This window comes from Streptomyces sp. NPDC096205, from assembly GCF_044763135.1.
Taxonomy (GTDB): domain Bacteria; phylum Actinomycetota; class Actinomycetes; order Streptomycetales; family Streptomycetaceae; genus Streptomyces.
In genome coordinates this window covers 1,128,390-1,147,857 of record NZ_JBIWFS010000001.1, presented here as the reverse complement: position 1 = coordinate 1,147,857, position 19,468 = coordinate 1,128,390, and the positions used below count along the sequence as shown (strand labels likewise).

Here is a 19,468-nt window from a genome sequence, read left to right as displayed (position 1 = left end):
GGGGTCGTAAACCAGTCAGCTCGGTGAAACACCCGGTTCACGACGCTTCATGACAAGAGGCGGTCGCGGACGCTTGGGGAATCGACGGCCGGCTCCGGTCATGCTCATGAACACCGACTCAGTGGATGATCCCGGTCCGCAGGGCCACCGCCACCATGCCGGCGCGGTCGCCCGTGCCGAGCTTGCGGGCGATGCGGGCGAGGTGGCTCTTGACGGTCAGGGCCGACAGGCCCATGGAGACACCGATCGCCTTGTTCGACTGGCCCTCGGCGACGAGCCGCAGCACCTCGACCTCACGGCCGGACAGCTCGCGGTAGCCGCCCGGGTGGCTCGGAGCACCCGGGGGGCGGCGGTGCAGCCGTGCGGCGGCTGCGCCGATGGGGGCCGCACCGGGCCGGGTGGGGAGCCCGACGTTGGTGCGGGTGCCGGTGACGACGTAGCCCTTCACTCCGCCCGCGAGGGCGTTGCGCACGGCACCGATGTCGTCGGCCGCCGACAGGGCGAGGCCGTTGGGCCAGCCCGCGGCGCGGGTCTCCGAGAGCAGGGTCAGGCCCGAACCGTCGGGCAGATGGACATCGGCGACGCAGATGTCGCGGGGGTTGCCGATGCGGGGTCGGGCCTCGGCGACGGACGACGCCTCGATGACGTCGCGCACTCCGAGTGCCCACAGATGGCGAGTGACGGTGGAGCGTACGCGTGGATCCGCGACGACGACCATGGCGGTGGGCTTGTTGGGACGGTAGGCGACCAGGCTTGCGGGCTGCTCGAGGAGAACGGACACCAGGCCTCCTGGGTGCGGGACGGCTTTGAAGGTCACAGTCGTCTTCGGCAGCAAACCCGGTGCCCTTTAGAGAATGATCACGATCTAGTGAGTAACAATTAGTGCAATTCGGACAGGCGATCGATCGTTCGGTGACCACATCGTTTCGTTCGATCGACTGCTTCTGATGGAAAGTGGCCGTATCGACAAAGAGATGGCCCTGAGGATGCCCAGGGACGCCGTCACCGGCTCTGTGGACCCCGCCGCTGCGGCAGCGTCACCACCGACGCGTCCCCGGGACCGGCCGGAGGCAGCCCCGCGACCTGGGCGAGCAGATCGCACCAGGACGCCAGATGCGCCGCCGTGTCCGGAATCCCGCCCAGCCCCTCCCGCGGCGTCCAGGACGCCCGGATCTCGATCTGCGAGGCGGCCGGACGGGCCGACAGACCACCGAAATGATGAGAGCTCGCCCGGGTGACCGTGCCGCTCGGCTCGCCGTACGCCAGACCCCGCGCCTGGAGCGCGCCGGTCAGCCAGGTCCAGCACACGTCCGGCAGCAGCGGGTCGACCGCCATCTCCGGCTCCAGCTCCGCGCGCACCAGCGTCACCAGCCGGAACGTGCCGCGCCAGGCGTCGTGCCCGGCCGGGTCGTGCAGCAGCACCAGCCGGCCGTCGGCCAGCTCCTGCTCACCGTCCACGACGGTCGCCTCCAGCGCGTACGCGAAGGGGGCCAGCCGCTTGGGGGCCGGTGTCGGCTCCACCTCGATCTGCGGGCGCAGCCGGGCCGCCCGCAGGGCGTCGACGGCGGCCCTGAACGGCAGCGGTGCCGTCCCACCCGTATGCCGCTCCCCGTCTGCGATGTCCCCCGTGTCCTTGCTCTCGTCCATTCCGCCAGCGCCGTCCGACAGTCTTCCCTGAGCCGCAGCCATGCGGGGAAGAGTAAGGGGAACGGGGGCCGTGCGCAGGGCAAGACACCCGGCAGGGGGGCGGCCACGTCACCTCCGGCGCCGTGCGAGACTTTCCGACGTGAGTGCCAACGGAAGCCCTGCGGGCCAGCAGCCGACAGCCACCTACGACTCCGCCTTCCTCAAGGCGTGCAGGCGCGAGCCCGTGCCGCACACGCCCGTGTGGTTCATGCGGCAGGCGGGCCGCTCGCTGCCGGAGTACCGCAAGGTCCGCGAGGGCATCCCGATGCTCGAATCCTGCATGCGCCCGGAGCTGGTCACCGAGATCACCCTGCAGCCGGTCCGCCGGCACGGCGTGGACGCGGCGATCTTCTTCAGCGACATCGTCGTCCCGCTCAAGGCCATCGGCATCGACCTCGACATCAAGCCCGGCGTCGGCCCGGTCGTCGAGCGCCCGATCCGCACCCGCGCCGACCTCGCCCAGCTGCGCGACCTCACCCCCGAGGACGTCTCCTACGTCACCGAGGCGATCGGGATGCTCACCCGCGAGCTCGGGTCCACCCCGCTGATCGGCTTCGCGGGCGCCCCGTTCACCCTCGCGAGCTACCTCGTCGAGGGCGGCCCGTCGCGGACGTACGAGAACGCCAAGGCGATGATGTACGGCGACCCCGAGCTGTGGGCCGACCTGCTCGACCGCCTCGCGGAGATCACGGCCGCGTTCCTGAAGGTGCAGATCGAGGCCGGCGCGAGCGCGATCCAGCTGTTCGACTCCTGGGCCGGCGCCCTCGCCCCCGTCGACTACCGCCGCTCCGTCATGCCCGCCTCCGCGAAGGTCTTCCGCGCGGTCGAGTCCTACGGTGTCCCGCGCATCCACTTCGGTGTCGGCACGGGCGAGCTGCTCGGCCTGATGGGCGAGGCCGGCGCGGACGTCGTCGGCGTCGACTGGCGGGTGCCCCTCGACGAGGCCGCCCGCCGCGTCGGCCCCGGCAAGGCGCTCCAGGGCAACCTCGACCCGACCGTGCTGTTCGCCACGCCCGAGGCGGTCGAGGCCAAGACCCGCGAGGTCCTGGACTCCGCCGCGGGCCTGGAGGGCCACGTCTTCAACCTCGGCCACGGCGTCATGCCGTCCACCGACCCCGACGCCCTGACGCGCCTCGTCGACTACGTCCACACCCAGACGGCCGGCTGACCGCTCACCACGTGTGCCGGGGGCGCGCCCGTCTGCCGAACAGCAGGCCGCGCGGCTCCGGCGGCGGGGGCGTGCCCGGGCGCAGCGGCCAGGCCAGCAGCATGCCGGCCAGGAACCCGACGATGTGCGCCGCGTACGCCACCGTGCCCGCGTCGGAGACGCCCTCGCCGGACGAGTACACCGCCTGGAGCGCGAACCAGAAGCCCAGCACGATCCAGGCCGGAAGGCGCAGCGGCAGGAAGATCAGGAACGGGACGAGGACCCAGACCCTGGCCTTCGGATACAGCACCAGATACGCCCCGAGCACCCCGGCGATCGCCCCGGACGCCCCGATCAGCGGCTCGCCCGAGTCGACGTTCAGCACCGCGAAGCCATAGGTCGCCACGAAGCCGCAGACGCCGTAGAACAGCGCGAAGCGCACATGCCCCATGCGGTCCTCGACGTTGTTGCCGAAGATCAGCAGGAACAGCATGTTGCCCAGCAGGTGCAGCCAGCCGCCGTGCAGGAACATCGCCGTCCCCACGCTCAGCTCGGGCGACTTGTCGTAGTCCGGCGGCCCGATCACACAGCCCGGCCCCTGCGCGCCGACGCCGACGTCGCCGGTCGGCACCAGCCGCGGCAGCTGATGGTGGATCAGCTCCTGCGGGACGGCCGCGTACTGGTCCAGGAACGCCTGCATGTGGCAGAGCTGCGCGAGGCCCTGGCCGCTCCACGGCATCAACAGGAACACGACGACGTTCGCGGCGATGAGGCCGTACGTCACCCAGGGGGTGCGCCGTACGGGGTTCACGTCATGGACGGGGATGACCACACAGGACTACTGCCCCCGATCCGTGTGGCGAACCGGTGAACGTGGCCGTCGGCACGCACGTATGACTGCACATGGCGATGAACGAACGAGTCGGCGCGGTGCCCGCGATGCATGCCCTTCCGGACGGGGAGGCCGAGATCGCGCTCGTGGTGCGGATCCCGTGGGAGGACGTGGCACGGCTGGGGCAGGAGGCCGGGCGGCTGGCCACGCAGATGCAGCGGCCGGTGACGCTGGACGAGGCCGTCAGCCACCGGCTGAGGTCGCGCCCGGCGGTGGCCGCGCATGCGCGGCCGGCCGAACAGCCCGGCAGCGCCGCGGTGTCGGGAAGCGCCGCCGTGTCCGCACTGCCGCGCCTCAACGGGTCGGCCTAGGCAGGGGCGCCCGCCGGTGTTGAGTACCGGTACTCATGTGCGGCGGGCAGGCGGGGGCGGAGGCTGTGCGCATGTCACGAATCACCGCTCTCACCCGTACGGTCGCCCTCGCGGCGACAGCTCTCGCCGCCGTGTCGCTCACCGCCTGCGGCACCGAGAAGCCGAGCACCGATCCGGCCGGCGCCCGGCGCACCCAGGCCGCGGCGGTCTCCGGTCAGGAAACGGCCTTCGCCGCGATGCTGGAGGATGTCGCGCGGTCCTGCCCCGCGCACGGCCCGAGAGCCGGGTATCCGACGGACCCGCCGGCCGACGATCCCGCGACCGAGGAACTGGAGGGGCCCATCGCCCCCACCGCGGGCCCGGAGGTGGAACTGGACGCGCGCGACTGGTGCGCGAAGCACCACCACGAGGAGCGCGTCGCCCAGGCGCTGTGGAACCTGGCGAACCCCACCCCGGCCGAGGTCAGGAAGATCCTCAACGGCCTCGGCTACACCGACGAGCGCATCCACGGCCTTGAGCGGTCCGGCCCGGCCACACGGTTCCTCATCGATCTGCGCGACAAGGGCGGCCGGCTCTACCTGGACGGCTCGGCGGCCGGCGAGCAGACCCTCGTCGAGGGACTGGTGGCCCCCAGGACGGGCCCGCTTCCGCTGACGCGCCGTTAGCCCGCCCGGACCTTGCCCGACGCCTTGCGCGCCGCGACCAGGACCGGGTCCCACACCGGGCTGAACGGCGGGGCGTAGCCCAGGTCGAGGGCGGTCATCTGGTCGACCGTCATGCCCGCGGTCAGGGCGACGGCCGCGATGTCGACGCGCTTGCCCGCCCCCTCGCGGCCGACGATCTGGACGCCGAGGAGGCGGCCGGTGCGGCGTTCGGCGAGCATCTTGACCGTCATGGGGGAGGCACCGGGGTAGTAGCCCGCGCGGCTGGTGGACTCGATCGTGACCGTCTCGTACTGCAGGCCCGCCCGCAGGGCGTCCTTCTCGCGCAGACCCGTGCGGGCGATCTCCAGGTCGCAGACCTTGCTGACGGCGGTGCCGACGACGCCGGGGAAGGTGGCGTACCCGCCGCCGACGTTGGTGCCGATGACCTGGCCGTGCTTGTTGGCGTGGGTGCCGAGCGCGATGTGCCGTTCGCGGCCGGAGACCAGGTCGAGGACCTCGACACAGTCGCCGCCGGCCCAGATGTTCTCGTGGCCGCGCACTCGCATCGCGAGGTCCGTCAGCAGGCCGCCGTGCGTGCCCAGCGGCAGCCCGGCCGCACGGGCGAGGGACGTCTCGGGACGGACGCCGATGCCGAGCACGACGACATCGGCCGCGTACTCGCCGTCCGCGGTGGCCACCGCCCGCACCCGGCCGTCGGGCCCGGTCCGGATCGCGGTGACCTCGGCGTCGTCGACCATGGTGATGCCCATGCCCTCCATCGCCTTGTGCACCAGGCGGCCCATGTCCGGGTCGAGGGTCGACATCGGCTCGCTGCCCCGGTTGACGACGGTCACCTCGTACTCGCGGTGGATGAGCGCCTCGGCCATCTCCACACCGATGTACCCGGCGCCGACGACCACCGCGCGCCGCCCGCGCGTCCGCTCCAGCGTGTCCAGCAGCGCCTGCCCGTCGTCCAGCGTCTGCACCCCGTGCACCCCGGGCGCGTCGGCGCCCGGCATCTCGGGCCGGATCGGCCGAGCACCCGTGGCGATCACCAGAAAGTCGTACGACGTCCAGGACTCGGCCCCGGAATCCACCTCACGCGCGCGTACCCGCTGCCCCGCCACGTCGATCTCCGTGACCTCCGTGCGCATGCGCAGGTCGATCCCGCGGGAGCGGTGCTCCTTCGGGGAGCGGGCGATCAGCTCGTCCCGGTCGGTGACGTCACCGCCCACCCAGTAGGGAATCCCGCACGCCGAGTACGAGGAGAAGTGGCCGCGTTCGAAGGCCACGATCTCCAGCTCGTCGGGGCCCTTCATCCGGCGCGCCTGGGACGCCGCCGACATGCCCGCCGCGTCCCCGCCGATCACGACGAGCCGCTTCTTCCCGTTCCCCGTGCCCCTGTTCATGGTCATGCGAACACGCTACGGGGACAGGGCATTTCAGTCCTCGTCGCCCTGCCGCTGAGGACCGGGCACCGGACGGGCCGCCGGCAGCGGGCCGAGCGTCGTCATGGCCGGGGGCCGCTCCGAGCGGCGCGGCAGCCGGGGCCGGACCACCCGCACCCACAGCAGCGCCAGCAGGGCGAGCGCCGCGAGGAACGGCAGCACCGCGCCCAGCACCAGCGCGATCCACCGCAGGGTCGTCAGGAACGCGTCCCAGCCGCCCGACACGGCGTCCCCGAACCCGGGGTCGTCGTCCTCGGCGGCCGGCTTCACCGGCGTCTCGGTCAGCGACAGCGTGATCGTCGCCAGGCTGGTGCGGTCCTTCAGGGACGCCTGCCGGGCCAGCAGGGCCTCCAGGTCGGCCTGGCGGGTGCTCAGCTCGCCCTCCAGCTCCACCACGTCACTGAGCCGGGTCGCCTGGTCCATCAGCTCCCGGATACGGGCCACGCTCGCGCGCTGCGTCCTGATCCGGCTCTCCACGTCGACGACCTGCTCGGTGACGTCCTCCGCCTGCGCGCTGCGCTCCAGGAGCCTGCCCGCGCCCTCCAGATCGGCCAGCACCTCGTCGTAGGAGCCGGCGGGCACGCGCAGCACCAGCCGGGTGCGCTCGCGGCCCTCGGAGTCCCGTGAGGTCGACTCCCGGCCCACATAGCCGCCCGCGGCCTCGGCGACCGTACGGGCCTGCTCCAGCGCCTTCGGCACCTCCTTCACCTGGACCGTCAGCGAGGCGGTGCGGATGATGTACGGCGTGTCCGGCACGGGCGCGGCCTTGTGGTCCGTGGCGGCACCGCCCGCCGCCTCGGCGCCCTGCGCGCCCCGGCCGTCCGACACGGCGGCCGCCTTGTCGTCGGCGTCGCTGCTGCCGCCGCTGTCGTTCGCGCCGCTGCTGCACCCGGTGAGCGCCAGGGCCGCGGCGAGCAGGACTGCGGCCAGGGTCCGCGCGGGTCGTACGCGTGCGTGCATGGGACTTCCCCCCGAGGGTCGACACCTAGATGCCTCTTGGACGCCCGGGCCCGCCCGGACGTTGGGGTCGTCGCGTTCCGAGGCGATAACGGTCGGGACTCGGCGGGGACACACGGCCCCGGCCGCGTTGTCGGTGGCGGATGAGAAAGTGGGGGTCATGAGCGCACGTGGCACCCACACCAGGCAGGTCGTCGTCATCGGGGCCGGTATCGCGGGACTCGCGGCCGCCCACCGGCTGCTGACGCGCGGCGCGGCCGTGACCGTGCTGGAGGCGTCCGACCGGGTCGGCGGCAAGCTGCTGCCCGGCGAGATCGCGGGCGCGCGCGTGGACCTGGGAGCCGAGTCGCTGCTGGCCCGCCGCCCCGAGGCGGTCGACCTCGCCCGGGAGACCGGCCTCGCCGACAGCCTCCAGCCGCCCGCCACCGCCACCGCCTCGATCTGGACCCGCGGCGCCCTGCGCCCCATGCCCAAGGGCCACGTCATGGGCGTCCCCGGCACCGCCTCCGCCCTGGCCGGAGTGCTGTCCGAGGAGGGCCTGCAGCGCATCGATGCCGACGCCGAGCTGCCCCGCACCGAGATCGGGGACGACGTGGCGGTGGGCGAGTTCGTCGCCGCCCGGCTCGGCCGCGAGGTCGTCGACCGGCTCGTCGAACCCCTGCTGGGCGGGGTGTACGCGGGCGACGCCTACCGCATCTCCATGCGCTCGGCCGTCCCCCAGCTCTTCCAGGCCGCACAGCAGCACACCTCGCTCACCGAGGCCGTGCGCGACATCCAGGCCAGGGCGGCCGCCGCCCAGCAGACGGGCCCGGTGTTCATGGGCATCGCCGGAGGCGTGGCCCGCCTGCCGCTCGCCGTCGCCGAGTCGGTCCGCGCGCGCGGCGGCGAGATCCTCACCCACGCGCGCGTGACGGAGCTGCGCCGCGAGGCGACGGGCTGGCGCGTGGTGACCGGCGACCGGGTGCTGCACGCGGACGCCGTCGTCGTCGCCGCCCCGGCGCCCGCCGCCGCGGCCCTGCTGCGCGCCGAGGCCCCGGCCGCCGCGGCCGAGCTGACCGCCGTCGAGTACGCCTCCATGGCGCTGATCACCCTCGCCTACCGCCGCGCGGACGTGCACCTCCCCGAGGGCAGCGGCTTCCTGGTCCCGCCCGTCGACGGCCGCACCATCAAGGCCTCCACCTTCGCCTCCCAGAAGTGGGGCTGGATCGCCGACGAGAACCCGGACGTGGTCGTGCTGCGCACCTCCGTCGGCCGCTACGGCGAGACCGAGATCCTGGACCGCGCGGACGCCGACCTCGTCGACGTCTCCCGGCACGACCTGCGCGCGGCGACCGGCCTGGACGCGCGCCCCCTCGACACCCGCGTCACCCGCTGGACCGACGGCCTGCCCCAGTACCCGGTCGGCCACCACGCGCGCGTGGCCCGCATCCGCGAGCACCTCGGCAAGCTCCCCGGCCTCGCCGTGTGCGGCGCGGTCTACGACGGCGTCGGCGTCCCGGCCTGCATCGCGAGCGCGTACGCGGCCGTGGACCAGCTCGACGGAGATCTCGGCGGTGTGCAGGAGCTCACCGCCCACCCGGTGCAGAGTCTGCACGGAGGAGCAGGAGAATAAGGACCATGAGTGACGACGCCCCCACCACCGGCCCCGACCGGATCCCGAACAAGGGCAAGCTGGCCAAGGACCTCAACGAGGTCATCCGCTACACCCTGTGGTCCGTCTTCAAGCTGAAGGACGTGCTGCCCGAGGACCGCGCGGGCTACGCCGAAGAGGTCCAGGAGCTGTTCGACCAGCTCGCCGCGAAGGACGTGACGATCCGCGGCACCTACGACGTCTCCGGCCTGCGCGCCGACGCCGACCTCATGATCTGGTGGCACGCCGAGACCGCCGACCAGCTCCAGGAGGCGTACAACCTCTTCCGCCGCACCAAGCTCGGCCGCGCCCTGACCCCGGTCTGGTCGAACATGGCGCTGCACCGCCCTGCCGAGTTCAACCGCTCGCACATCCCGGCGTTCCTCGCCGACGAGACGCCGCGCAACTACGTCAGCGTCTACCCCTTCGTGCGCTCCTACGACTGGTACCTCCTGCCCGACGAGGACCGTCGTCGCATGCTCGCCGACCACGGCAAGATGGCCCGCGGCTACCCGGACGTCCGCGCCAACACGGTCGCCTCCTTCTCCCTCGGCGACTACGAGTGGCTGCTCGCCTTCGAGGCCGACGAGCTGTACCGCATCGTCGACCTCATGCGCCACCTGCGCGCCTCGGAGGCCCGGATGCACGTCCGCGAAGAGGTGCCCTTCTTCACCGGCCGCCGCAAGAGCGTGAGCGAACTGGTCGCCGGCCTGGCCTGAACGCCCCAGGGGTGCGGGGCCGCATCGATATGCGGCTCCGCCGCGCGGGCGCGACCAGCCATGAACGGTCCGCAGTTCCCCACCGAGGTCACCGAGGTCACCGAGACGGCGAAGGCTCCGCACGTCCCTCGCAGGCCGCGCGGCGCCCGGGCACACGCCCCTCCAACAGGTAAGCCTCGAAGTACGCGTTCACACACCGGTTCGGCCCCCCTGCCACCCCGTGCGACCCCGCGTCCCGCTCGGTCACCAGCACCGACCCCGACAACCGCCGGTGCAACTCCAGCGCCCCGTCATAAGGCGCGGCCGCATCCCGCTCGGCCGCGAGGATCAGCACCGGCGGCAGCTCCCCGGGCCCGGTCCGCACATCGAGGGGCTGCTGACGCGGCGCGAGCCAGAACGCGCAGGGCAGGTTCGTCCACGCGTTGTCCCACGTCTCGAACGGCGCCACCCGCGCCAGCCGCGTGTTGTCCCGGTCCCACACCCGCCAGTCCGTCGGCCAGGGCGCGTCGTTGCACTCCACGGCCGTGTACACCGCACCGGCGTTCTCCGCCTCACCGGCGGCGTCCCGCACCGGTCCGGCGATGTCGATCAGCAGCTGGGGGTCGCCCTTCAGATACTCCGACAGCGCCTGTGCCCGCAGCGGCCAGTAGTCGTCGTAGTACCCGGCCTGCAGGAACGCCCCCTGCAACTGCCCGGGACCGACTTTGCCGCCGGCCGGCTCCGCCGCCAGCCGGGCCCGCGCCCTCTCGTAGGAACGCAGCACCTCCTCGGGGGTGTCGCCGAGGCCGTACACCTTGTCGTGCTTGGCGATCCACTCCCGCAGATCGGCCCAACGCCCTTCGAAGGCGGCCGACTGGGCGAGGTTGTTGCGGTACCAGATCCGCTCCGGGTCGGGGTCCACCGCCGAGTCGAACACCATCCGCCGCACGTGCGAGGGGAACAGCGTCGCGTACAGCGCCCCGAAGTACGTGCCGTACGAGGCGCCCATGAACGTCAGCCGGCGTTCGCCGAGGGCGGCGCGCAGCACATCGAGGTCACGGGCGTTGTTCAGGGAGTGGTAGTGCCGCAGGGCGTCGCCCGCCCGCTCGGCGCAGCCGCGCGCGTACGCCTTGGCCTGGGCGATGCGCTCCCTCTTGTACGACTCCGAGGGGTGCGTCGGCGCTTGGGAGGGCCCCTTGAAGAACCGCTTCGGGTCCTGGCAGGACAACGGCGCGGAGCGGCCGACACCGCGCGGGGCGTAGCCGACGAGGTCGTAGGCGGCGCCGATGCGCTTCCACTCCGGCAGCAGGCCGACCAGCGGGAAGTAGAAGCCGGAGGCGCCGGGGCCGCCCGGGTTGAAGACAAGGGCACCTTGGCGCGGCACCTTGTGCTTGCTGTTGTGCGGGTCGCGCTGGGTGGCGCGGACCCGGGAGACGCTGAGCGTGATCTGCCTGCCGTCCGGGTCGGCGTAGTCGAGCGGGACGGACACCGCGCCGCACTCCATGGTTCCGGGCACGTCCTGGTCGGACGAGCACGTGCCGAAGTCGATACCGGCCTGCCGGGCGCGCGCGGCGGCGACCGCGGCGCCGCGCAGCTCGGCCGCCGCGCCCGGCGCACGGGACGTACCGAACGGGTCGGACGCGCTGCCGGCCGGGGCCGCGGCCAAGGTGGTCAGCAGCAGTGCGGCGGCCAGCGCCCCCGCAGCCGAGTGACGGGCGGCAGCTCTCATGGCGTATCCCTTCGGTGCACGGCGGCGACTAAAGGGATGTTTCGTTCGCTGGTCGGTCAAGGCAAGCACCGTCCGGCCGGTGTCGGCCCCAATGCCCCCTGTGCGCCCCCTGAAGGGTCGGCCCGTCAGCCTTTGTGGTCGAAGTAGCGCTCCAGATGCTGCTCACGGTGTGCGAAGGCCGCTCGCAGGTCCGGTTCGCCTATGGCGTGGACACCGCGCACGGCGACGGACGTGAGGAAGGCCCGGTCGTCGCCGCTGCCGGTGTGCCGGGCGAGCGCGCCGAGCAGCCGCTGCCCGGCGGGGGAGGCCCAGCGCGAGTACGGACGCGCCTCGAACCGGGCGATGACCAGGGAGCTGAGCGTGAGGATCAGCGGCAGCGCGAACCACATGGCCATCAGCGGGCGCGGCATGTCGGCCGGGGCGGGCAGCAGCAGCGCGGTCGCGCCGAGCACCGTCACGGCGACCGCGGCGGCCTGCACCTGCCGTAGCGCGGAGGCGACCGAGGGACGGCCGTCCTCCGGCACCGCGAGACCGGCGCCCACCAGCCGGTCGGCCAGGGCGCGCACCGGGTCGGCGTGGGCCGCGGCGGTGCGGACCGGCGCGATGGGGGACTGGCCCTCCGGGCCGATCGCCCCGATCACCGAACGCTCCATCTCGTCGCGCCCGCGCGGGTCGACGACGGTCGCCCAGCCGGTGTGGGCCAGTAGCAGCCGCCGCTGCCGGGCCATCGACACCAGCGTCAGATCCGCGACCCGGCGGGGGCCGCCGGACAGGAACGCCGCCTCGTACAGGGTCAGCGTGTGGTCCCGGCCCGCGCTCACCGCGTCCGTTTCCAGGGTCGCGGCGCGTACGGCGGCCAGGCACAGCCGGGTGCAGGCGGTGCCGGCGGCGGCCCAGGCCAGCAGCAGAAGGAGGACCCAGAACATGCCGCGTTTCTATGTCAAAGGCCCTGGAAACTCCATGCCTTGTTCACCATCCGGACGAGCTGTGGCGGAGGTGTGACCTACAGCTCGGCGAGGCGCCGGGGTCGCGGGCAGCGCGGGCGCCGGGTCCGTGGTCGGGCCGGGCGGCGCCGGGGAGTTGGTGATCGGCGGGGTGGAGGCGGCCGCCATGTCGTGGGCCAGCTGGTCGAAGTCGACGTACCCCGTGGCCTCCAGGACCTTGATGTGGTCCAGCACGGTCGCGTTGGCGTCCTCGGCGAGTTGCCGCACCAGGGAGTTGCGGGTGCTCGCGCGGACCTGCGCGACCACACCGAAGACCTTGCCGTGCGCGAGCCGCAGGATGTTGGCGAACTCCCGGTCGTACATGGTGGCCTGGGCCGCGTCGAGGGTGTCGAGCCAGGCCTGCTGCTGCTCGTTGGGCTCGTTCGGCAGCTCCAGGCCCAGCCGGGAGGCCACGTCGCGCACCCGGTCGTCCAGGAACACATGGCCGTCGACCAGGTGTTGTCCCGCGGTGCGTACTGCTTGGGTCGTGCCCTTCTGCTGCGCCTGCTGGCCTGCGGGCAGCTCCCACAGGCCCGCCAGGCGGACTTTGGTGATGAACTCCCGGTCCAGGGCGGACAGCGGGCCGAAACGGGTCGTCACGGTCTGGGCGTCCAGGACGGAGGGGCCGGTGCCGGAGCGGTCGGCGTACGACCAGATCGGGAAGACCATGGCGAGGAGTGTCGCGGTCAGGCCGGTGATGATCAGTCCGGTGCCGCTGAGTATGCCTCGGCCGGGTATGGGGGGTCGGGGTCGCAAGGGTGCCTCCTGTTGCGGGGGCATATTACTGCGCGCCTACCGAGTGGGTCGTGCTGTGTGATGGCGACTGACCGTCGTCCGTGGCTGGTCGCGCCCACGCGGCGGAGCCGCACATCGATACAGCCCCGCGCCCCTAAGAACCCTGCCGGAGCAGCATCCTTGGCAGTCGAGGGCGTCGGGGCCGGGTCGGGCCCGCTCGGTCCAGCCACCAGTTCCGCAGGGCCCGGCGGGTGCGAGTGTTCGGCAGGTTCCCGTCGTCCAGCAGCGTCTCGGCGAACGTCAGGGCGTCCTGGCGGTAGCCGCCCGTCATGGGGGTGCGCTGGGCGTACGCCAGGAAGGCGGGGCGGTAGGCGTCGGCCAGGATCTGGGGCAGTTCCGGGGCGACCTTGGCCACCACGTCCGCCCGCTTCCCGGCGAGGGCCCGGGACTGTACGCGCAGGCGGGCCCCGTCGAAGCCCTCGGGGGCGGGGGTTCCCGCGACCAGGGCGGACAGGAGGGCGGCCTGGGCGAGGCCGAGTCGCAGGCGTGCCTCGGGGTTCGTCTCGTCGGTGTCGGTCCGCCGCTCTCCGGCGTCCCTGCGGCCTTCTGGGGCCGCTGCCCCGCCGCCCGCCTCCACCGCACCCCGTATCTCCGCCAACTCCCGCTCCAGCTCGGCCGGTTCCGGGAAGTTCTCGTCGCGCTCCAGCAGCACCCCCGGCGGAGACACGCGGGTGGCGAGGTCGGTGAGGATGTCGAGGACGGGGCGGGGGACGGGGTGGGCGTGGCTGTCGTGCCAGACGCCGTCGCGTGCGAAGCCGCCCGCGACATGGACGTAGGCGATGGCCTCCAGCGGGAGTTCGGCCAGTGCCTTGGCCGGGTCCTCGCCGCGGTTGACGTGGTTGGTGTGCAGGTTGGCCACGTCGATCAGGAGGCGTACGCCGGTGCGGTCGGCGAGTTCGTAGAGGAACTGGCCCTCGGTGAGCTCCTCGCCGGGCCAGGAGATCAGCGCGGCGATGTTCTCGACGGCCAGCGGCACGGGCAGGGCGTCCTGGGCGATGCGGATGTTCTCGCAGAGCACGTCGAGGGCGTCCCGGGTGCGCGGCACCGGCAGCAGGTGCCCGGCCTCAAGGCGCGGGGACGCGGTGAGCGGGCCGCCCGCCCGGACGAACGCGATGTGCTCGGTGACCAGCGGCGCTCCCAGCGCCTCGGCCCGCTCGGCGAGCGCGGTGAGCCGGCCCTCGTCGGGCCGGTCGGCGCCGCCGAGCCCGAGCGAGACGCCGTGCGGGACGACGGTCACCCCGCGCTCGCGCAGCCGCCGCAGGGAGTCCGGCAGATGGCCGGGGCAGACGTTCTCCGCGACGACCTCGACCCAGTCGATGCCGGGCATGCGCTCCACGGCGTCCGCGATCTCCGGCCGCCAGCCGATCCCCGTCCCGAGTCGCTCCATGGTTCCTCCCCCGAGTGTGCGTGCTCGTTCGGGGTATCGCCCAGGCGGCCCGGTCCCGAATCCCGCCGGGCCGCTTTCAGAGCAACATTTGAGGTTCCCGCCTCACTGCGGGACGCCCGCGGAACTACCGCAGGACCCCCTCCGAGTCCACCGGATCCGGCCGCGACGTGTTGACCGTGCCGGGCGCTCCCGGCGAGGGCCGTGAGGTGGCGCGGATGTCGCCGCTCGGCCCGGCCGCGGGCGCCGACGGCACGGGCTGGCCCGGGACCGGCGGTGGGGGCCCGGTCGGGCTGGCGGTGGAGCCGCTCACGGCGTCATTGGCGATGGCGTCGAAGTCGACCTTGCCGGTCTTCTCCAGCACGGTGATGTGGTCGAGCACGGTCTGGTTGGCGTCGGAGGCGAGCTGCCGCACCAGGGTGTTGCGGGTGCTGTTCCGCACCGCGCCGATCGCCGGGAAGATCTTGCCGTGCGCGGACCGCAGCAGGTTGACGAACTTGTACTCGTACTCCTCGCCTGTCGCCGCCGTCATCTCCTGCAGCCAGCCCTGCTGCTGCTCGTTGGGCTGGTTCGGCAGCTCCACACCCAGCTGGGCCGCCACGATCCGCACCCGCTTGTCGAGGTCGGTGTGGCCGACGATCAGATGGTCGGCGGCCTCCTTGATCGCCTGGCTGGGTGCCCGCTCCATGGCCTGCTGCCCCGCCGGCAGCTCCCACAGCCCGGCCAGCCGCACCCGCACGATCAGATCGCGGTCGGACGCGGTCAGCGGCCCCCACCTGGTGTTCACCGTCCCGGCCGCCAGGTTCGCCTGGCCGGTGCCGGAACGGTCCGTGTAGGACCACACGGGGAAAGCGAGCGCGCCCACGGTGGCGACGAGGGCCGCGATGATCAGGGCCGTACCGTTGATACGCCGCAAAGGAAGCCTCCCGGGGAAAGCCGACTGGTCGCTGTGGCCGGTGATGCACGGCCGACGACCCGTTGTACGAGCGGCGTCCCCGGGATGTTCAAACAAGAGCTGGGAGGAGCCGGCACTCAGCCCCGCAGCGCCGGATGCTCCGCGACCACCGTGCATGAGCCCGGCGCGATCTCCGTGAACCCGGCGTCCCGCACCACCGGCAGCCCGCTCTGGGTCAGCTCCCGCCAGCGGGCCGGGTCGGCGGTGCGCACGGCGAGCGGGAAGCCGGCCTCGCGCCAGGCCTCGCGCTCCTCGTCCGACAGCTCCCACCAGGCGAGCTGGGCGCCGTGCCCGGCCTGCGCCATGGCCTTGCCGGCCGACATCTCCACCTCGGGGCTCATCCACAGCACGGGCGCCCCGGGGTCCGCGGCGACCGGCTCCTCGGGGTCGTCCAGCTCGGTGCCGGAGACCTGGAGCCGCGCGAGATCCTTCGGCCAGCCGTCCAGCGGCACGGGCGGGAACACCCGTACCTCCGCCGCCTTCCCGGTCACCGTGATGCCGTCCAGCGCCTCGGCCCGCCGCCACTCCGCGCCCCGGGCCCGTCGTACGACCTTCCGGATCCGGGCATCCTGCCAGTCCCGCACGGCCTGCGCCCACTCGCCCTCACCGAGGGACCGAGGGTCGCTGAGGATCGTCAGCACGGCCCGGGCGGCGGTCTCCAGCGCGTCGGTGCGGGCCGGGGGCGCGTCGCGCTCCATGCGGACGACCAACGGCAGCACGAACTGGGGCGCCTGGTCACGCGCGCTCGGCTCGGAACGGAAGGGGCTCTCACTGGTCACGCCGTCCAGTGTGCCAACCCCCGCGTCGCCCTCGGACGGCGTCCCCCCGCGCAGCGGCAGCAGCAGGGGAGTGGCCAGCAGGACGGCTCCGGCGGCGGCGATCGCCGCGCGGGGGCCGGTGACGGCGGCGAGCAGGCCCCACCCGGCGGTCAGGACGGCGATGCTCGCGCCCGCGCTGACCGACCACGCGGTCAGGGTCCGGGCGACGAGGTCGGAGCGGGTGTGGTCGAGCCGGTAGGTGGCCAGCACCGGGTTGTACACCGCGCAGCTGGCCACTAGGGCGAACTGCACGGCGACGAACAGGACGATCCCCACGACGCCGGGCTGCACGAACGCCAGCCCGAGAGGCCAGCACGCCCGCAGCACCCCGGAGGCGAGCAGCACCGCCCGCCGCCCGTGCCGCCGCACGAGCCGGGGCGCCAGGCGTGCGCCGAGCAGGCCGCCCAGGCAGGGGAGCGCGAAGGCGAGACCGTACTGCCACGGCGCGAACCCGAGCCGGTCCAGCAGGAGGACGGTCAGCAGCGGCTCGGTGGCCATGATCAGGCCGTTGACGGCGACGGTGTTGAGGAACAGCGGGCGCAGCACGGGGTGGGTGAGGAGGTGGCGCCACCCTTCGAGCAGGTCGGCCGCGCGCAGCCGGGGTGCGCCGGTGCGCGCGGGGGGCGGTTCGGTCCCGCCGACGGAGCGGATGCCCAGCGCGGAGAGCAGATAGCTGACCGCGTCGGCGGCCACGGTCGTCACGGGGCCGAGCAGCCCGATCGCGGCCCCGCCGAGCGGGGGTCCGACCACGGTCGCGGTCCAGGTCGTGGACTCGAACCGGCTGTTGGCGAGGAGCAGGTCCTCCGGCGGCAGGAGCGCCTTCAGATACGCGCCCGCGGCCGCGTTGAAGGCGATGCCGGCCGCGGTGACGACGACGGAGACGACGAGGAGCTGGGCGAAGCCGAGCAGGCCGAGCGCGAACGCGGCGGGCACGCTCAGCAGGGCCGCGCAGCGGGTCAGGTCCATCGCGATCATGACGGGCCGCTTGCGGCGGAACTCCACCCACGGCCCGAGCGGCACCGCGAGCACCGCCCCCACCGCCCGCCCCGTGGCGGCCAGCGCGGCCACCTGGGCCGGACCCGCGTGCAGGACGAGCACCGCGATCAGAGGGAACGCCCCGAACCCGAGCCGGCTGCCGTACGCGCTGACGGCGTACGCCGCCCACAGTCGCCGGAACGGCCGCCCCAGCCCCTTCGCCATCCCGACACGCCTTCCTGCCCCGCACAACCTCACGCTGTCCGCGCGTATCCAACCGACGGACGGACCATGAGATCAAACAACCGATCGGGCGCCCGGGCACAACCATCGGTTGTGTCCCTACGATGGCCGGGTGGATCTCGACGCCGTTCGCACCTTCGTGGCCGCCGTGGACGCGGGGCGGTTCCAGGACGCCGCCGCCGAACTGTCGGTCACTCAGCAGGCCGTCTCCAAGCGGATCGCCACGCTGGAGAAGTCCCTGGGCGTACGGCTGTTCACCCGCACCGCGCGCGGCGCGCGGCTCACCATCGACGGACAGGCCTTCCTGCCCCACGCGCGTGATCTGCTGCGGGCCGAGGAGCGGGCGCTCGCCTCGGTCCGCCCCGGCCGGCGTGCCCTGCGCGTCGATGTGATCGGCCGCCGGCTCGCCCCGGCCGTCCTGCTGCGCGACTTCCGCCAGGCGCACCCCGAGGTCGAGCTGGACGTGGTGACCCTCTTCGACGCCGAGGCGGCCGTCAACGCCATCCGGTCCGGCACCATCGACGCGTCCTTCCGCGCCGTCTCCATGCCCGGCCGGCAGCTCCCCGACGGCATCGCGGCCGTCCGGGTCTTCGACGAGGCGCTCCAACTGCTCACCGGACCTGCGCATCCGCTGGCCGACGCTCGCACGGTCCGGCCCGCCGATCTCGTCGGGCACCGCATCTGGATGCCGGGCCTCGTCGCCCGGACCGAGTGGGGCGCCTACTACGACGACCTCGCCGCCGCGTTCCGGCTCACCATCGAGGTCACCGGCCCCGACTTCGGCACCGAGCCGCTGCTGGACACGATCGCCGACTCACCGTCGCTGGCGACCTTCGTCGGCGCGCAGACCCAGCTGGTCTGGCCCGCCGACCAGGGCCTGCGGCGCATCGCCCTGCGCGACCCGACGCCGGTCTACCCGCACTCGCTGCTGTGGCACCGCGACAACCCGCACCCGGCGCTCGCCGCGCTGCGCGACCACCTCGTCGCCGGCCGGTCCGGCCGCGCGGACACCGGGACCTGGTCGCCGGCGTGGGCGCGGTGAGCGGTCAGCCCGAGCAGGCCGTGCGCTGGGCCTCCTGCCACTCGCAGACCGGGCACAGGGTGATGCCCTTGTACGTCTCGGGGTACTCCGTCGGCTCCCGGCACAGCACGCACTCGGCGTACGGCGGGCCCTCGGCCTTCGGTGGCCGGGCCGGGGCGATCAGGCAGTAGTCGTCCTCGCTCATGTCTCCAGCGTAGGACGGTCACCGGCCCCGGGCGGCGGCCCCGATCAGCTCCGAGACCTTCACGAAGCGGTAGCCCCGGCGGCGCAGCTCCGGGACGATCTCCCGGACGGCCCGCTCGGTGGCGGGGGCCGCGCTGCGGGTGCAGTGCAGGACGACGACCGAGCCGGGGCGCACGCCGTCCAGGACCTGGCGGGCCACCGCGTCGGAGTCCGTGGCGAAGGCGTCGCCGCCGACCACGTCCCACTGCACGGCCGTCACACCCGTGGGTGTCAGGGCCCGCAGCGCCTCGCGGTCGTAACAGCCACCGGGGAAACGGAAGTACGGCATCGCGTCCGGGACGCCCGCCGCGCGGAACGCCGTGTACGCCCGCTCCACGTCGGACCGCATCCGGCCCGCGGGCAGGTCGGGCAGGCCGTAGCAGTCGGGGGTGAAGGCGTAGTGGCTGTAGGAGTGGTTGGCGACCTCGAAGAGCCGGTCGCGGCCGATGGCGCGGGCCTGCTCCGGGTACTGCTCGGCCCACCGGCCCGTCATGAAGACGGTCGCCGGGACCTTCAGCGCACGCAGGGTGGCGATCAGGGAGGGGTTGTCGAAGTGCTCGCCGGCCGCCGCCCGGTCGCCCTGGCCCGCGGTCATGTCGGCGTCGAAGGTCAGCGCGACGGTCCTGCCCGCGCCGCGGGGGCCGTTGCGGAAGACGGGGGTCACACCCGCCGGGCCCGGCGCCAGGGTGGGCGGCCGGGTCACCGAGGGGGAGGGGGCCGGGCGGGCCGCGCCCGAGGAACGGGGCGGCGTCACGGGGGTGCCGCACGCGGAGAGGGCCGCGCCGAGCGCACAGACGGCGGCGATTCGTCGTACAGAAAGGATCACCGTACGAACGTAAGAGGAGCGAACCGGCATTTCGGGGAGCCGGTGCCGTCCGTGCGCCCGTGCCGGGCGGGAGTCACCCGCCC

General features: G+C 73.4%; 19 protein-coding genes and 1 pseudogene. 6 read left to right on the top strand and 14 right to left on the bottom strand.

Translation table 11 applies throughout. The features are described from left to right. Positions 1-118: 118 nt before the first annotated feature. Both ACIQ6Y_RS05155 and ACIQ6Y_RS05150 read right to left on the bottom strand, forming a co-directional pair. Positions 119-781, bottom strand: coding sequence for a response regulator transcription factor (locus tag ACIQ6Y_RS05155; RefSeq protein WP_003972894.1), 663 nt, complete (start codon positions 779-781; stop codon positions 119-121). 221 nt (positions 782-1,002) lie between these two features. Beyond that, entirely contained in the window at positions 1,003-1,647 is a 645-nt protein-coding gene (locus ACIQ6Y_RS05150) for a DUF3000 domain-containing protein (RefSeq protein WP_404033098.1), read from the bottom strand. A gap of 139 nt (positions 1,648-1,786) precedes the next feature. Between ACIQ6Y_RS05150 and hemE the strand changes: the two genes are divergently transcribed. Then, positions 1,787-2,854, top strand: coding sequence for a uroporphyrinogen decarboxylase (hemE, locus tag ACIQ6Y_RS05145; RefSeq protein WP_404033096.1), 1,068 nt, complete (start codon positions 1,787-1,789; stop codon positions 2,852-2,854). Positions 2,855-2,858: 4 nt separating this feature from the next. Here the strand turns inward: hemE and ACIQ6Y_RS05140 are convergent, their stop codons facing one another. Beyond that, positions 2,859-3,665: a rhomboid family intramembrane serine protease gene (locus ACIQ6Y_RS05140; protein ID WP_404033093.1), complete on the bottom strand. Its 807-nt coding sequence runs from the start codon at positions 3,663-3,665 to the stop codon at positions 2,859-2,861. Between the two features lie 77 nt (positions 3,666-3,742). Between ACIQ6Y_RS05140 and ACIQ6Y_RS05135 the strand changes: the two genes are divergently transcribed. Both ACIQ6Y_RS05135 and ACIQ6Y_RS05130 read left to right on the top strand, forming a co-directional pair. Continuing rightward, entirely contained in the window at positions 3,743-4,036 is a 294-nt protein-coding gene (locus tag ACIQ6Y_RS05135) for a hypothetical protein (protein WP_404033090.1), read from the top strand. A gap of 71 nt (positions 4,037-4,107) precedes the next feature. Further along, positions 4,108-4,701: a hypothetical protein gene (locus ACIQ6Y_RS05130; protein WP_404033087.1), complete on the top strand. Its 594-nt coding sequence runs from the start codon at positions 4,108-4,110 to the stop codon at positions 4,699-4,701. On the opposite strand, the gene ACIQ6Y_RS05125 is transcribed toward ACIQ6Y_RS05130, so the two are convergent. Together ACIQ6Y_RS05125 and ACIQ6Y_RS05120 are read right to left on the bottom strand one after the other, a co-directional pair. After that, complete coding sequence (locus ACIQ6Y_RS05125) at positions 4,698-6,089, bottom strand: FAD-dependent oxidoreductase (protein ID WP_404033709.1); 1,392 nt, start codon at positions 6,087-6,089, stop codon at positions 4,698-4,700. The genes ACIQ6Y_RS05130 and ACIQ6Y_RS05125 overlap by 4 nt on opposite strands. Before the next feature lie 33 nt (positions 6,090-6,122). Continuing rightward, entirely contained in the window at positions 6,123-7,088 is a 966-nt protein-coding gene (locus ACIQ6Y_RS05120) for a DUF4349 domain-containing protein (protein ID WP_404033084.1), read from the bottom strand. Between the two features lie 157 nt (positions 7,089-7,245). Between ACIQ6Y_RS05120 and hemG the strand changes: the two genes are divergently transcribed. Beyond that, positions 7,246-8,697, top strand: a complete 1,452-nt coding sequence (hemG, locus tag ACIQ6Y_RS05115; protein WP_404033081.1) for a protoporphyrinogen oxidase — start codon at positions 7,246-7,248, stop codon at positions 8,695-8,697. A gap of 5 nt (positions 8,698-8,702) precedes the next feature. Next, complete coding sequence (gene hemQ, locus ACIQ6Y_RS05110) at positions 8,703-9,434, top strand: hydrogen peroxide-dependent heme synthase (protein ID WP_404033078.1); 732 nt, start codon at positions 8,703-8,705, stop codon at positions 9,432-9,434. A 97-nt stretch (positions 9,435-9,531) separates the two neighbouring features. On the opposite strand, the gene ACIQ6Y_RS05105 is transcribed toward hemQ, so the two are convergent. The 7 genes and pseudogenes from ACIQ6Y_RS05105 to ACIQ6Y_RS05075 all read right to left on the bottom strand — a co-directional run. Next, positions 9,532-11,142, bottom strand: coding sequence for an alpha/beta hydrolase (locus tag ACIQ6Y_RS05105; RefSeq protein ID WP_404033076.1), 1,611 nt, complete (start codon positions 11,140-11,142; stop codon positions 9,532-9,534). Positions 11,143-11,267: 125 nt separating this feature from the next. Next, the gene (locus tag ACIQ6Y_RS05100; RefSeq protein ID WP_404033073.1) at positions 11,268-12,068 is read right to left on the bottom strand and encodes a TIGR04222 domain-containing membrane protein; all 801 of its coding nucleotides are present in this window, start codon (positions 12,066-12,068) and stop codon (positions 11,268-11,270) included. 9 nt (positions 12,069-12,077) lie between these two features. Continuing rightward, complete coding sequence (locus tag ACIQ6Y_RS05095; RefSeq protein ID WP_404033070.1) at positions 12,078-12,881, bottom strand: DUF4142 domain-containing protein; 804 nt, start codon at positions 12,879-12,881, stop codon at positions 12,078-12,080. Positions 12,882-13,014: 133 nt separating this feature from the next. Beyond that, positions 13,015-14,307: a DUF692 domain-containing protein gene (locus ACIQ6Y_RS05090; RefSeq protein ID WP_404033067.1), complete on the bottom strand. Its 1,293-nt coding sequence runs from the start codon at positions 14,305-14,307 to the stop codon at positions 13,015-13,017. Between the two features lie 124 nt (positions 14,308-14,431). Then, on the bottom strand, positions 14,432-15,220 hold the full coding sequence (locus ACIQ6Y_RS05085; protein WP_404033065.1) for a DUF4142 domain-containing protein: 789 nt from the start codon (positions 15,218-15,220) through the stop codon (positions 14,432-14,434). A 116-nt stretch (positions 15,221-15,336) separates the two neighbouring features. After that, the gene (locus ACIQ6Y_RS05080; RefSeq protein ID WP_404033707.1) at positions 15,337-15,600 is read right to left on the bottom strand and encodes a peptidyl-tRNA hydrolase; all 264 of its coding nucleotides are present in this window, start codon (positions 15,598-15,600) and stop codon (positions 15,337-15,339) included. Between the two features lie 468 nt (positions 15,601-16,068). Then, positions 16,069-17,277: pseudogene (locus tag ACIQ6Y_RS05075) on the bottom strand (MFS transporter); the annotation flags it as partial. Positions 17,278-17,407: 130 nt separating this feature from the next. Between ACIQ6Y_RS05075 and ACIQ6Y_RS05070 the strand changes: the two are divergent. After that, complete coding sequence (locus ACIQ6Y_RS05070; RefSeq protein ID WP_404033062.1) at positions 17,408-18,337, top strand: LysR family transcriptional regulator; 930 nt, start codon at positions 17,408-17,410, stop codon at positions 18,335-18,337. Between the two features lie 4 nt (positions 18,338-18,341). On the opposite strand, the gene ACIQ6Y_RS05065 is transcribed toward ACIQ6Y_RS05070, so the two are convergent. Together ACIQ6Y_RS05065 and ACIQ6Y_RS05060 are read right to left on the bottom strand one after the other, a co-directional pair. Continuing rightward, positions 18,342-18,521, bottom strand: coding sequence for a hypothetical protein (locus tag ACIQ6Y_RS05065; protein WP_404033059.1), 180 nt, complete (start codon positions 18,519-18,521; stop codon positions 18,342-18,344). A gap of 18 nt (positions 18,522-18,539) precedes the next feature. Beyond that, positions 18,540-19,385 carry a polysaccharide deacetylase family protein gene (locus ACIQ6Y_RS05060; protein WP_404033056.1) on the bottom strand — a complete coding sequence of 282 codons (846 nt, stop codon included), beginning with the start codon at positions 19,383-19,385 and terminating at the stop codon, positions 18,540-18,542. Positions 19,386-19,468: the final 83 nt, after the last annotated feature.

What these genes read in the sequence shown, in the direction of transcription:
- ACIQ6Y_RS05090 (WP_404033067.1), bottom strand. Translation starts at nt 14,307, where the DNA reads ATGGAGCGACTCGGGACGGGGATCGGCTGGCGGCCGGAGATCGCGGAC.
- ACIQ6Y_RS05150 (WP_404033098.1), bottom strand. Translation starts at nt 1,647, where the DNA reads ATGGACGAGAGCAAGGACACGGGGGACATCGCAGACGGGGAGCGGCAT.
- ACIQ6Y_RS05135 (WP_404033090.1), top strand. Translation starts at nt 3,743, where the DNA reads ATGAACGAACGAGTCGGCGCGGTGCCCGCGATGCATGCCCTTCCGGAC.
- hemQ (WP_404033078.1), top strand. Translation starts at nt 8,703, where the DNA reads ATGAGTGACGACGCCCCCACCACCGGCCCCGACCGGATCCCGAACAAG.
- ACIQ6Y_RS05065 (WP_404033059.1), bottom strand. Translation starts at nt 18,521, where the DNA reads ATGAGCGAGGACGACTACTGCCTGATCGCCCCGGCCCGGCCACCGAAG.
- ACIQ6Y_RS05105 (WP_404033076.1), bottom strand. Translation starts at nt 11,142, where the DNA reads ATGAGAGCTGCCGCCCGTCACTCGGCTGCGGGGGCGCTGGCCGCCGCA.
- ACIQ6Y_RS05080 (WP_404033707.1), bottom strand. Translation starts at nt 15,600, where the DNA reads ATGAGCCCCGAGGTGGAGATGTCGGCCGGCAAGGCCATGGCGCAGGCC.
- ACIQ6Y_RS05100 (WP_404033073.1), bottom strand. Translation starts at nt 12,068, where the DNA reads ATGTTCTGGGTCCTCCTTCTGCTGCTGGCCTGGGCCGCCGCCGGCACC.
- ACIQ6Y_RS05130 (WP_404033087.1), top strand. Translation starts at nt 4,108, where the DNA reads ATGTCACGAATCACCGCTCTCACCCGTACGGTCGCCCTCGCGGCGACA.
- ACIQ6Y_RS05125 (WP_404033709.1), bottom strand. Translation starts at nt 6,089, where the DNA reads ATGAACAGGGGCACGGGGAACGGGAAGAAGCGGCTCGTCGTGATCGGC.
- ACIQ6Y_RS05120 (WP_404033084.1), bottom strand. Translation starts at nt 7,088, where the DNA reads ATGCACGCACGCGTACGACCCGCGCGGACCCTGGCCGCAGTCCTGCTC.
- hemG (WP_404033081.1), top strand. Translation starts at nt 7,246, where the DNA reads ATGAGCGCACGTGGCACCCACACCAGGCAGGTCGTCGTCATCGGGGCC.